Raw genomic sequence first — 12,699 nt, 5'->3', positions numbered from 1 at the left:
TTAAGACGATGTATGAGAGAAATTATAAATTATTGCGAAGTAAATTTGGGGAATTTTTCTTCCCTACATTATTCACATCAATGGCGGGCAATATCTGTCTGTTTGTAGATGGACTGATGGTAAGTTTCTTGATTGGTGCAAGCAATCTTGCACCGATTCAGATTGTCGCTCCGGTAATCACTTTTGTCAATCTTATCTACTGGATGATTGGATTGGGGGGCAGTGTACTTTGTTCAGTTTCAAAAGCGGAATTTGACGATGAAAAAAGTAATGGCTACTTTTCGGTATCAATCATTTCACTCGTATCGATTGGATTATTGATTACCCTCTTTGGATTGTTGTTTTCGGGCAATATTGCACATTTCTTATGCATGTCCCAGCCGGAATTGACTGCGGATGTCAGCAGTTATTTCGTAGCATTGATAATAGGAATGCCTTTCTTATGTTATATGATGAGCTTGTCTTATTTCATAAGGGCTGACGGTATTCCTGCATTGCCTTTCAGAGCAATATTGATTGCAAACATTGTCAATATCTGTTTTGATGTAATTTATATCAAGTTTTTTGGTATGGGACTTTCAGGTGCCGCATTGGCTACCTCAACAGGGTACATTGTTGGATCCGTTTTAATTTCATATTATTTCCTTAAGAAAGAACGCACTTTGGAATTCATTAAGTTGAAAGTGAATTCATTCTTCAATTTCTTTAAGAAAATTGCGACTTCAGGATTTTCATCCGCATCAACTCAATTGTATTTAACATTAAAATTGCTTGTCATAAACTTTTTGGTTGGTATTTATGTCGGAAAATCAGGTGTTGTTGCATTCGGTATCTGTTATAACAGCTTATTCATATTGTACATTTTCCTGATTGGAACTGCACAGACAATGTCTCCAATAGTGTCCGTTTACTTTAAGGAGGAGGACTATTCAGGCGTTAATTATGTCGTGAAAAGATCTTTAAAGATTGTTCTGGCTTCAAGTTTGGCGCTATCCGTTTTATTCATTGTTTATCCTCAAGCGTTATTGTTCCTGTATAGCGTCAAAAATCCGGCTGATGTTCCTGTTGTATTGAATGCATTAAGGATATTTGCAATAAGCTATGTCGGAACTGCAATCACATTCCTATATACGTTTTATTCCCAGGCAATTCAAAAGAATCAGTTATCCACTATCATTTCATTGCTTGAAGGTTTTGTCTTGCCAATCTCTGCCGCTTTCATACTTTCCTATGCAATCGGCGGAAACGGTATTTGGATTTCATTTGCAATAGCTGAGGCACTGACAATACTGTTCATCTTCGGTTATTCAAGATACATTAATAAAAAGACCAATGGTGAATACGCAGGATTTTTCATCAATAAGCACAATGATGATAAAGTGTTTGAGCATACCATTTCCGGGGATGTTGAAGAGGCGGTTAATCTGGCCCATGATGTTCAGGATTACCTAAGCGGCAACAAGTCAGCGGCTTTAGTGAGTCTGGCCATTGAGGAAATGCTTGTAAACATCATCAACACCAATGAAAACGTTGACACAATAGATGTTATCGTTCGGGATAATGAGGAGAACATTCTGATTTCCGTTAAGGACACTGGTGTCGAATTCAATCCTGTTGTTGAAAATGAACATCTTGAATTTGACAATATTTCTGTTTTAAATAAAATTGCGGATAAAATTGATTATTCAAGGGTTTTAGGTTTAAACAGTACGGTAATAACTATCAAAAATTAGGATAAATGGGATTTTTCAAATTCCCATTTTTTTTTAAAAATTTTTCTCCACTAGTAGTGCAATATGGTCCTTTTCGTAAGGTTCCAGCTTCACTTTTTCAATAATCTTAAAGCCTTTCTCTTTCAATTTTTTCTCTTGTTCCTTGAAAATCTTTTTAGGCTTTTGAACAACGTCAATGCTTCTGGCCTTAATCATTAAAAGGCCGACGCCGTCATCGGTGGAAAAGAGATTCATGTTTCTCATGAAAAGTTCTGTCTGTGTAGGTTGGGCAACATCGCAGTATACCAGGTCTGTCTTTTCAGTGATGTTCAGATATCCTTTAGGTTTTGTCGCATCTCCTAAAATCGGAGCGATGTTAGGCCTCTGGCGTGAAAGCTGAACCAGTTTTTTTGCTGTGGTTGGTGAAAATTCGACAGCATAAACCCTTCCGTCAATCACAATGTCTGAAATATGTGAAACTGTTGTTCCGGTTGATGCACCAAGGTATAGGACTTTTGAAGTCTCCTGGAGGTCCAGATTTTCCAATCCATTTAAGAGTGCCGCAGCCAATTTTGAACGTCTAGGATTCCAGATTCTATATTCCACATCTTCCTGGATCAATTCTTCTCCATAGACTGATATTCCTGGAGTCAAATTTTTGGTTGCAACGTTCCCGTCTTTAAAATAAACTTTCATGATTATCTCCTCTTCCTTTTCTTTTTACCTTTTCTCTTCTTGTTTTTGCCTTTTGACCTTTCTTCATTTCGTTTTTTAGTGGTTTTGGTTGGAAAAGGATTATTCTTTTCGATTTCTTCAGCTTTTTTGATAAATTCATCAAAGGCATTTTCATCGAATGTCTTAGTAAATACATCTCGTCTTGCGGCATGTGATATCATTCCTGCAAGCATTCTGGCAATTTTTCCACGGTTCCACCATTTTGCTCCGCGAACCTGTGGGTGCTGATATATCAAACCGTATTTTGGTGGACGGTCTCCACTTTTCAGGTGTCTGAACAGTGCCTTTTCAGCTCCCATTATCTGGACGGTGCTTGATGGGTAGACAGCAAGCCTCTTAAGCCCTCCGGCATGTGAAATCAGCTTGGCTCCAAGAGATGATCCGACCAGTAGTCTCAAGTTAGGTGCTATGTCCTGCATTTTAAAGTCAACATATTCCTCAAGATTCTTTCTTGTCTGCTGCATCTCATAGATTGAATTTGCATAATTGTTCATTATTTCTATGTCTTTCGGATTTATGTCTTCCTCCAAGTCAATCATGTCGTCCGGGAATGCTTCAGGCTTTGCCTTTATGATTTCATCCTTGCTTTTGTTTTCTGATATAAGTCTGATGTAGGTCTCATTGTTTCTGATGACTTCCATTTCCGGGAAATACAATGCATACCATTCACGGATTCTTTCAATTTGTTTGGAAATGCTTTCATCAATCTCATCGATGGTATTGATTGCCTGAATCAGGTGTTTGTCTTCAGAGGAGGATTCCTTCTTGATTCTGTAAATCGCCAGATTTCTGTAGATTTCGGTTATTTCCTCACTGTCCAATCCGAATTCCTCATAATTGCTTCTCAGATATTCTCCGGCAGGATTTGGAGTTTTGATGTTGACTTTTTCATTGCCGTAATCTGACCTTCTTTTGTTGGATTCGATAATGATTTCATCATAGTCATTGGAAACTTCATCGATTATTTCCGTTTCTTCAGGCACGATTTTTTTATCATCGATATCGGCCAATCTGTTAAGTATTTCATCTTCCGGAAATAACTTTTCTGAAATCAATTCGTTTTCACTGTTAAAGGCTAGAAATCCCTTAACGCAATAAGTAATATAGCATTCCATAAGGTTAATTATCTATTTTATTTTTAATAAGCATTTTCAATATTTTAAAAATTTTCATATTTGATGCAATTTTTATATTTTAACGCAATTTAACATGTTTAAATAAATATTTAAGATTTTTTAACTGTTTAATTCATATATTTCGTTATTTAATACAGATATTGTAGGTTTTAGCCACTTAAACTTAAAATATCTCAATTAATTTCACATGTGATTTGATGAAAAAAGACTGGAAAATTATTTTAGAATTAACTTTGGAAATCATCAAAATCATTATCATGATTTTTAAATGAATGATTTCTAGGGCGGTAATTGGTTGTTGAATGCAAAGGAACGAGTTTTGGTATTTTCTCTCTAGTGGCGTCCTTCCTGCATTTATATCAGAGGAAATTATATATATGATTTTTAGCATATATTTAATTTAATCAATACATGTGAAATATATTGAATTAATGGGGTTGGAATCATTCGATTCTGGCTCTATTCCTTTAAAAACTTTTTTTTACAAAATTTTTAAGATATCTTTAAACTATTTTTATCATGAAATTTAAACTATTAACTGTATGTCAAAAGAGAGTTTGGATGATTTAAGATATGAGTTGGAACTTAAGAATGCAGAAATCGATGAGCTCAATATGGAGCTTCAGGAAAAAAACGAGCAGATCAACAAGCTGAAATTGTATTCCACCAAATTAAAATATGAGAAAAAGAATTTGGAGGACAAGCTCGACACCAAAATCGATTATGACAAGGCAAGAATCAATGAGCTTGACGATTTGCAGGAAAAAATCAGGGAAAAGGAAGCCATCATCGAGGACAAGCATGACCAGGTAAAGTACTTGAGGGCCCTGATTGATGACTATAAGGAGCAGTTAGGCAGGAATACCGAGAATCTTGATGTCCAGCTCAAAAAAATCTCTAAAACATATGAGGATTTGCTTGCCCAAAAGGACGCTATCATTCAAAAGCAGGATGAGCAAATTGCCAATTTGATAAAATCAAATGAAGAGACAGTAAAATCAAACAAGACCAATATAATCAGTTTAAAATTGCAAAATGAAAAATATCAAGAGATTATTGATAAATTTACAAAAACTAATTAAATAATTAATTACAAAGTTGATATTATGTTGAAAACAAATATTTGCGGAGTGGAATTTCAAAATCCATTGATGTTGGCTGCGGGAATAATGGGAAGCAATGCCTCATCAATGAATTGGATTTTAAAATCCGGTGCCGGAGGGGTTGTGTCCAAATCATTTTCACTTAATCCTCATCCTGGATATGTCAACCCGACAACAGTGGCTGTTGAAGGAGGCATAATCAATGCAATCGGCCTTTCAAATCCAGGTGTTGAAAACTTCAAAGAGGAACTGAAGAAAATTGAAAGGGAAGACAATGTGGTAATCGCCTCAATCTATGGCGCAACACCTGATGAATTTTCCAAATTGGTTGAGGAAGTTCAGGAATATGTCGACATGATTGAGCTGAACATCTCCTGTCCTCATGCAATGGATGGTTATGGGGCATCCATCGGTCAAAGCTGTGACCTGTCACATACCATTGTCTCAGCTTCAGCTGATGCAAGTGATGTTCCGATTATAGCCAAATTGACTCCTAATGTCACAGACATTACTGAAATAGCCAAGACATGTGAGGACGCAGGTGCGGATTGCCTGTCCTTAATAAACACTTTAGGTCCGGGCATGAAAATCAATATTGATGTTGCAAAACCTGTTTTGTCAAACAAGTTCGGTGGAATGAGCGGAAGGGCCATAAAGCCGATTGCAGTGCGTAACGTTTATTCAGTTTACGAGGCGGTGGACATTCCATTGATTGGTGTTGGGGGAATATATACCTTTGAGGATGTTGTGGAGTTCATATTTGCAGGTGCACGCGCAGTGCAGATTGGTACCGCAATCATGGATGAGGGAGTAGATGTATTCGCCAAGATCAATGAAGGATTGGAGAAGTTCATGGCCGAGAAAGGTTATAACTCAATTGATGAAATGGTGGGGATAGCACATGATTAATGAACCTAAAATAGTTGAAATCACTGAAATCATTGAGGAGACTCCTACCATTAAGACCTTCAAGTTCAATTGGGATTTTGAAAAGCTTGGACGTCCTAATCCAGGTGAGTTCCTGATGATTTGGAACTTCAATAATGAAAAACCGATGTCCATTTCACAGATTAACGACAATGAACTGGCAATCACCGTTAAGAATATCGGGGAGTTCACATCACAATTGCACGATTTGGAAGTTGGAAGCCAGATTGGTGTTAGGGGCAGTTACGGTCACGGTTTCGACAACTCATTCAAGGGCAAAAGGATAATCGCAATAGGTGGTGGAGTCGGTATGGCCCCTGTAAATGCCATTGCCAGCTATTTGGCTAAAGATAATGATGTCAGCGTCATTTCAGCCGCCCAAACCAAGGATGAGTTATTGTTCTTGGATTCATTGAAGGATATTGGGGTCAATGTTTATCCTTGCACAGATGATGGAAGTTTTGGATTTGAAGGATTTGCAACAAATTGCCTTGAGGATTTGCTTGAAGATGCGACCTACGATTATGCATTTGTGTGCGGACCTGAGATAATGATGAAAGGAATCTTCGAGATTCTTGAAGCATCCGAAATACCGGGCCAATATTCCCTTGAGAGATACATGAAATGTGCCCTGGGAGTGTGTGGTCAGTGTTGTGTCGACAGCGAAGGATGGAGAATCTGTGTGGAAGGTCCGGTTTTTGAAAATGACAAGATAAATCAGATCACTGAATTTGCAAAATACAGAAGAGACGCTTCAGGCGTTAAATACTAATGGGGGACTGTTAAGATGGGAATTGACATTAAGGAATATTTGACTCCACCAGTGCTGCTGATACTGTTTTTGCTGGTTGTTTCACTGATGATAGTCTTTCCCGTTTTGAACATGATAATCTTGGGCGCAATACTGGCTTATGGAGTCCGCCCGGTTGCACGTAAAATCCAATCAAAATTAAAATTCCCTTCAATTTCTATTTTACTTGCAATGGTAGTCATTCTGATACCGTTGATACTTTTAATCGCCTATATAGTCATGGAAGTCACAGGCATACTGACTGGTTTTTTAGCCACTAATTCTGATGCGGGAGTAAATGCGGCAATCTCATCCTTATCCCAGTATATACCTGGTGGTTTGGACATAAATTCAATTTCTGCATCCATTTATTCTTCAGCTCGCGAAATAGGGACCTATGTTCTAAATTATCTGGTCAAATTTGCAAGCAGCCTGATGAATGTCACACTGGATCTGTTCATACTGGTATGTTCAGTGTTCTACTTTGTCCGTGATGGAGACAAGTGCCTGGAGTTCATAAAGTCATTTGTCCCTGACGATTCCAAGGACTTCTTTGACAGGACTGTTGAGTCAGTCAAGGACGTTTTGAGAAGCATATTCTATGGACACTTCCTGACATCAGTCATAATCGGAATATTTGCGGCCATAGGCTATTCCCTTTTGGGCTATCCATATGGGATATTCTTGGGTGTGCTCACCGGAATACTGCAGTTGATTCCTGTATTCGGGCCATGGCCAATCTACTGGGCATTGTTCTTTATGGATATCCTGTCTGGAAACTATCCAAGGGCAATAATCGTTTTACTCTTTGGATTCTTCCTAAGCACAATCGACATGTACATAAGGCCGGCACTATCAAGCCATTATGCTGATATACACCCGCTGATTCTGTTGGTAGGATTTTTATCAGGTCCTCTTGTTTATGGAATTGTAGGATTCATTGTAGGTCCTTTGATTTTGGGAATAACATATACCGTTTTGGACAATTATAGAAAAGAATACCTCATAGGGGATAATTAAATGCAGAGAAATGTTGTCATCCTGGATATAGATTATGTAACTTATGAAGACAAGCCTGTAATCAGATTGTTTTCAAAGGAAGGCGATAAGAACATAGTTTTGATAGATGACACCTTCGAGCCATATCTGTATGTTGTAAGCGACGATGTTGAGGAATGCATGGCTGAGATTGAGGAAAATATTGATGTTGTCAATATCGAAAGGGTGATTAAGAAGGATTTCCAAATAGAATCGGAATTCATCAAGGTCACATTCAAGCATCCTCAGGAATTGGCCAAAAAAAGGGATGACTTAAGGGATCTGGAATCAGTCATCCAGATAAGGGAATTCGATATCCCATTCTACAGAAGGTACCTGATGGACCGTGATGTGATTCCTATGACTGAAGTTACCGCAATTGGGGATAAGCTGGATTCATTTCTAGATTTGGATTCATCAAAACAGGACGTAGAGATTATCAAATTAACACAGCCGCTTGAAAGGTTGCCTGACTATCCTCAAAAATTCAGAATATTGAGCTTTGACCTTGAAGTCAGAAACCCTCATGGAATGCCCAACTCAGAGGAGGATGAAATCATCATGATAGGGGTTTCAAGCAACTTCGGAATAAATCAGGTAATCTCCACAAAAACAAACTCTCCTGACAGGGATGATTTCGTAAATCAGGTCGAATCTGAAAGGGCTATGATTGAGGAGTTTGTAAACATAATCAAGGAGAATAATGTGGACATTATCGTAGGATATAACTCCGATAACTTTGACTTCCCATATCTCAAGGACCGTGCTAAGATATTGGGGGTTGATTTGGATATTGGAATGGATGAATCTGATGTCAAATTTATCCGAAGGGGATATGCCAATGCGGCATCATTTAAAGGATTGATTCACGTTGACTTATACCTTGTCATGAGAAGGTACATGACCCTTGACAGATATACATTGGAAAGGGTTTACTATGAGCTCTTTGGCGAGGAGAAAATCGATGTTCCGGGAGAAAGAATATTTGAATTCTGGGACAACGGAGGTGAAGAGTTGGACAATCTCTTTGATTATTCCTTGGATGATGTGGTGTCAACCTTAAAAATTGCGGAACAGACATTGCCGCTAAACTTGGAACTTACACGTATAATAGGTCAACCTTTATTTGATGTTTCACGTATGGCAACAGGCCAACAGGCAGAATGGTTTTTAGTAAAGCAGGCCTACTTTGATGAGGAGGTCGTTCCGAATAAGCAGGGATCAAACTTTGCAGACCGTGCATCAGCAGAAGACAATGAAGGGGGTTACGTTAGGGAACCTGAAAAGGGACTTCACGAAAACCTGGTGCAATTCGACTTCAGGAGCCTGTATCCGAGCATCATCATTTCAAAGAACATATCTCCTGATGTGATGACATTGGGTGATGTTGAAAATGAGGAGGACTACAACATATCTCCGGAGCACGGAATCAAGTTCAAGAAATCACCACAGGGTTTTATTCCGTCTGTTATTGATAAGATCCTGCAGGAAAGGTTCAGAATCAAGCGTGAGATGAAAGCGACAGATGATCCTCAGGAAAAAATAGCATTGAATGTACAGCAGCAGGCAATCAAAAGACTTGCAAATACCATGTATGGTATCTATGGTTTTCCACGTTTCAGATGGTATTCATTCGAATGTGCAAAGGCGATTACCTCATGGGGAAGACAGTATATCAAGTCATCAATAAAAAAAGCCGAAGAATTTGGTTTCTATACAATATATGCTGATACAGATGGTTTCTACGCCAAGTATAAGAAAGAATAATTTTTTTTAAAAAAAAGAAAAGGTTAAGAGAATATAATTCTCTTATTTTGTGATTTTAATAGTTGATTTTGCTTTTTTAGCTGTAACATACTTGTCAGCGGATGCAACAACAACTTTATGTTTTCCAACTTTTAATTTGTTAGTTAAAATTTTAGCAATACCTTTTGCATTGGTTTTAGCAGTGAAAGTTTTTGCTTTTTTACCGGTATATACTTTGATTTTAACTTTAACTCCTTTGATTACTTTTTTAGTCTTCTTGTTTTTAACAGTGACTTTAAAGTATTTTTTAGCTCCTTTTTTAGCGGTTAATTTTTTAGGAGTTAATTTAGCTGGTGCTTTTTTAATAACAATCTTTGATGTAACTTCTTTAGCTGTGAAGTCTTTTGAGTCAGCACCTGATACGACAACCTTATAGGTTCCAGGTTTTAATGTTTCTAAGGATAATCTGATTTCACCGTTAGCACCTGTGTTACCGTTGTAGTTGTAGTATCTGTTTTTGGAAACAAAGACTTTTATGTTTAATTTAGCGGCATAGATTGGCTTCTTATTTTTAGTGTTAGTCAATTTTACAGTGAAGTATTTGGCACCTTTGTAGTAATCGGTTACTTTTTTAGCAGTGATTTTTGCACTAGCTTTTTTGACTGTAATTGTTTTGGTTACTTGACTAGCTCCATATCTATTGTCAGCAGAATTTATGATCATCTTATGTTTTCCAACAGTTAAGGAAGCGCTAAATGAGACTTGTCCTTTGCTGTTTGTTTGGAAAAGGTAATCATCGTATTTGGTTGAAGTTGTGTAAAGTCTTACAAGCAAGTACATTCCACTTACAGGTTTGCCGTCTTTAGTTACTTTGATTGTTGCGGTAGCTCCTGTGTTGTAATAAACTGTTAATCCTGAAGCAGCAATTTTCACTGGGATTTTCATAACAGTTACAGTGGTTTTTGTAGAAGCATTATTCATATTTTTAGTATCATTGTTGCTTACTGTTAAATCATAGTCTCCACCAATTAAACCTTTAGCGGATATCCTACCTACACCATCTGAGTTAGTTTGAAGGTAATAAGTTTTACCGCTGGTTTGTGGCATGTCCAATCTAAGAATGATTCCTGGAACTGCGAGTCCACTATTAGCGTTGGTTACAGTGATTGTGATGTTTTTGTCACTTCCATAGTATTCTTTATATGGAGCGATTTCAATTTTAATATTAGCTTTTTTAACAGTAATGTTTGTTGTTAATTTTGTAGCTTTTAAAGCACCTGAAACACTCATTTCAACAGTGTAGTTTCCAACTTCAAGTTGTTTCATGCTTAATCCGCCACCACTTTGATCGAAAACGTATAAATTAGCTGTTTTATAGGAACCTATGTTATTTTCATCAATTGTTGTTGAGAAACCTGTTTGAATGTTTCCTTTAAAGGTTAATGATAATGTTTTACCTTTTAATGAGGTTGTACTATCATCCACATCAGTTACTTTGAATGTGAAGTTGCCGTCATGGTATTCATTAACTGTGTTCACTGCTTCAATTATAACGTTATAGATTCTATTAAGGGTAATGTTCTTAATAGTGGTTTTATTGTATGCAATAGTTAAGTTTGCAGTGGTGAAGTTAGCATTTTCAAGAGTAAATGCAACAGTTCCATTCACAAGGTTCCATTCAATTGTAATGTTTTTGGTTTCGTTTCCATCTTTATATGTTACTGTAAGGTTCAAATCATCTTTAGTGAAATCAAGTGTGTCCACTCCATTGGTGATATTAATAATTTGAATTTCACCTTTTTTGGTGGAATTGACATTGATTGAAGTTCCATTGGTAATAATTTCAGGTGCGCCACGAACATTAATTATAACATTGGCTTTAGATGTATTATTGAGGTCATTACCTTTGAATGTAATTGTTAAGTCGTAAACGCCCCTTGTTAAACCTATTAATGTTAAATTACCAGTGGTTTCATTAAATTTATTATTTGCAACACTTTTTGTAATAGTCAAATTCTCTTTAGTGATATTGATTCTCTTTCCATCTGCACCAATAACAGTCACGATGAATGTTGCATTTTCCCCTTCAGTAATATTTACAGTTTCAGGGATAATTTGAACTTGAGTGCTGAATTTTATTGCAACATTTTTAATAATTGATTTTCCATTTTCATCAGTGTAGTTGATCACTAATGTAGTTGGAACTATTCTGTTAAGGTCAAAAGTAAATTTATGGGTGTCCTTAACCGGATTCCAATCCACATCTACAGTAACATTAGTTTCATTATATTTTAATGTAACATTGGTGTTTGATGAATTTAATAAACTGGTAAAATCATCAACTCCGTCAGTTAATTTAATCGGAATTTCAACAGTAGTTCCATTACTTACAACAACTTCCGGAACTTCAAGTGTATGATTTCCATATACTTTCATTACAACTTGAGTTTTGGATTCATTGTATGTGACATTACCTTTGTATACAATAGTAATATTGTGCACTCCCACATCTAAGTCAAGAGTGATATTTGAATTGTTATATTTAAAGTTAGTAATTTCGTTTCCATTATCAAAGACTTTTAAATCATTTTTACTAATATTTAATAGATTTCCTTGACCATCTATGATTTCGATACTGATGTTTTTAATTTCTTCGGATTCAAATTTGTCTTTACTAACGTTAGCTTGTACTTCAGTACTAATTTTAATAATAACTGTTTTTGGTTCAGTTGCATTGACATAATCTATTGTTAGATTTGCAGCAATGAATGCAACATTTGTAGTGAATTTTATTTTTCCATTTTCGATATTGAAATCAGTAATGGACATGTTACTTACATTTCCAGTTTCATTAGTGTATACTAAGGTTAAATTAAAATTATCTTTAATTAAATTAGTAATATTTTCTAATCCATTATTTATTGTTACTGGAATCTCAATATCTTTTCCATTGCAAACAACACTTGTTACAGTTTCAATTGTGTTGTTTCCATATATGCCCACTTCAATTACTTTGGTAGAATTGAAGTAAATTTCGTTACCTAAGTAGTTGATTGTTAAATTGTAGTTTCCAACTGGCAATGCTTCTGTAATTGTAATGATTGAACTGGCATAGTCAAAGGAAACACTTTTATTTCCATTTGATACTGTTAAATCACTTTTATTTACATCGATATTGTCTGTTTTGTTATCTTTAACATAAACTGAAAAATTCTTATTTGAATCTTGCTTAAATTCATATTTTTCTTTTTCAGTTACAATTGTAGTATTTGTTTTTTCTTGATTTGAATCATCGGCTACGTTATCATCAGTATCGCTGAGGACAACGTTTGTTCCATCATCTGCTATATCAATATCTCCATTATCGGTGATATTCTCGCTAGCACAGACGGATCCGATGCTCATTAATAGAAATATCGCTATTACTATTAACAGAATATTCGATTTTTTAAATTTCATGAATTATTGTCCTCCTTTTATTAAGAAATCTTATTTTGTGTACAAATATTTTT

Annotated in this window: 9 protein-coding genes; 6 read left to right on the top strand and 3 right to left on the bottom strand. The window is 36.2% G+C overall.

All coding sequences use genetic code 11. The features are described from left to right. Positions 1-8 precede the first annotated feature (8 nt). Positions 9-1,733, top strand: a complete 1,725-nt coding sequence (locus tag MBBTH_RS07370; protein WP_116592413.1) for an MATE family efflux transporter — start codon at positions 9-11, stop codon at positions 1,731-1,733. A gap of 33 nt (positions 1,734-1,766) precedes the next feature. On the opposite strand, the gene MBBTH_RS07365 is transcribed toward MBBTH_RS07370, so the two are convergent. Both MBBTH_RS07365 and MBBTH_RS07360 read right to left on the bottom strand, forming a co-directional pair. Beyond that, positions 1,767-2,408 carry a fibrillarin-like rRNA/tRNA 2'-O-methyltransferase gene (locus MBBTH_RS07365; protein WP_116592412.1) on the bottom strand — a complete coding sequence of 214 codons (642 nt, stop codon included), beginning with the start codon at positions 2,406-2,408 and terminating at the stop codon, positions 1,767-1,769. Positions 2,409-2,410: 2 nt separating this feature from the next. Next, positions 2,411-3,562, bottom strand: coding sequence for an NOP5/NOP56 family protein (locus MBBTH_RS07360; protein ID WP_116592411.1), 1,152 nt, complete (start codon positions 3,560-3,562; stop codon positions 2,411-2,413). A gap of 563 nt (positions 3,563-4,125) precedes the next feature. Between MBBTH_RS07360 and MBBTH_RS07355 the strand changes: the two genes are divergently transcribed. Genes MBBTH_RS07355 through MBBTH_RS07335 form a run of 5 tightly spaced genes read left to right on the top strand, consistent with a single transcriptional unit; the run spans position 4,126 to position 9,208 of the window. Then, positions 4,126-4,665: a coiled-coil domain-containing protein gene (locus tag MBBTH_RS07355; protein ID WP_116592410.1), complete on the top strand. Its 540-nt coding sequence runs from the start codon at positions 4,126-4,128 to the stop codon at positions 4,663-4,665. A gap of 24 nt (positions 4,666-4,689) precedes the next feature. Continuing rightward, positions 4,690-5,595: a dihydroorotate dehydrogenase gene (locus MBBTH_RS07350; protein ID WP_116592409.1), complete on the top strand. Its 906-nt coding sequence runs from the start codon at positions 4,690-4,692 to the stop codon at positions 5,593-5,595. Continuing rightward, positions 5,588-6,385, top strand: a complete 798-nt coding sequence (locus MBBTH_RS07345; protein ID WP_116592408.1) for a dihydroorotate dehydrogenase electron transfer subunit — start codon at positions 5,588-5,590, stop codon at positions 6,383-6,385. Before MBBTH_RS07350 ends, MBBTH_RS07345 begins: the two co-directional genes overlap by 8 nt. Before the next feature lie 15 nt (positions 6,386-6,400). After that, positions 6,401-7,423, top strand: a complete 1,023-nt coding sequence (locus MBBTH_RS07340; protein WP_116592407.1) for an AI-2E family transporter — start codon at positions 6,401-6,403, stop codon at positions 7,421-7,423. Next, a complete protein-coding gene (locus tag MBBTH_RS07335) occupies positions 7,424-9,208 on the top strand; it encodes a DNA-directed DNA polymerase (RefSeq protein ID WP_116592406.1) in 1,785 nt (594 codons plus the stop codon). A gap of 42 nt (positions 9,209-9,250) precedes the next feature. On the opposite strand, the gene MBBTH_RS07330 is transcribed toward MBBTH_RS07335, so the two are convergent. Beyond that, positions 9,251-12,646, bottom strand: coding sequence for a hypothetical protein (locus MBBTH_RS07330; protein ID WP_133241946.1), 3,396 nt, complete (start codon positions 12,644-12,646; stop codon positions 9,251-9,253). Between the last annotated feature and the right edge of the window lie 53 nt (positions 12,647-12,699).

Origin of the sequence: Methanobrevibacter thaueri (assembly GCF_003111625.1) — an archaeon.
GTDB lineage: Archaea > Methanobacteriota > Methanobacteria > Methanobacteriales > Methanobacteriaceae > Methanocatella > Methanocatella thaueri.
Note: the sequence above shows the minus strand (reverse complement) of the source record. Positions and strands in the feature narration are given on the sequence as shown.

Bases quoted from the DNA above. Each gene is read 5' to 3' on its own strand.
- MBBTH_RS07370 (WP_116592413.1), top strand. From the start codon at position 9: ATGTATGAGAGAAATTATAAATTATTGCGAAGTAAATTTGGGGAATTT.
- MBBTH_RS07365 (WP_116592412.1), bottom strand. From the start codon at position 2,408: ATGAAAGTTTATTTTAAAGACGGGAACGTTGCAACCAAAAATTTGACT.
- MBBTH_RS07360 (WP_116592411.1), bottom strand. From the start codon at position 3,562: ATGGAATGCTATATTACTTATTGCGTTAAGGGATTTCTAGCCTTTAAC.
- MBBTH_RS07355 (WP_116592410.1), top strand. From the start codon at position 4,126: ATGTCAAAAGAGAGTTTGGATGATTTAAGATATGAGTTGGAACTTAAG.
- MBBTH_RS07350 (WP_116592409.1), top strand. From the start codon at position 4,690: ATGTTGAAAACAAATATTTGCGGAGTGGAATTTCAAAATCCATTGATG.
- MBBTH_RS07345 (WP_116592408.1), top strand. From the start codon at position 5,588: ATGATTAATGAACCTAAAATAGTTGAAATCACTGAAATCATTGAGGAG.
- MBBTH_RS07340 (WP_116592407.1), top strand. From the start codon at position 6,401: ATGGGAATTGACATTAAGGAATATTTGACTCCACCAGTGCTGCTGATA.
- MBBTH_RS07335 (WP_116592406.1), top strand. From the start codon at position 7,424: ATGCAGAGAAATGTTGTCATCCTGGATATAGATTATGTAACTTATGAA.
- MBBTH_RS07330 (WP_133241946.1), bottom strand. From the start codon at position 12,646: ATGAAATTTAAAAAATCGAATATTCTGTTAATAGTAATAGCGATATTT.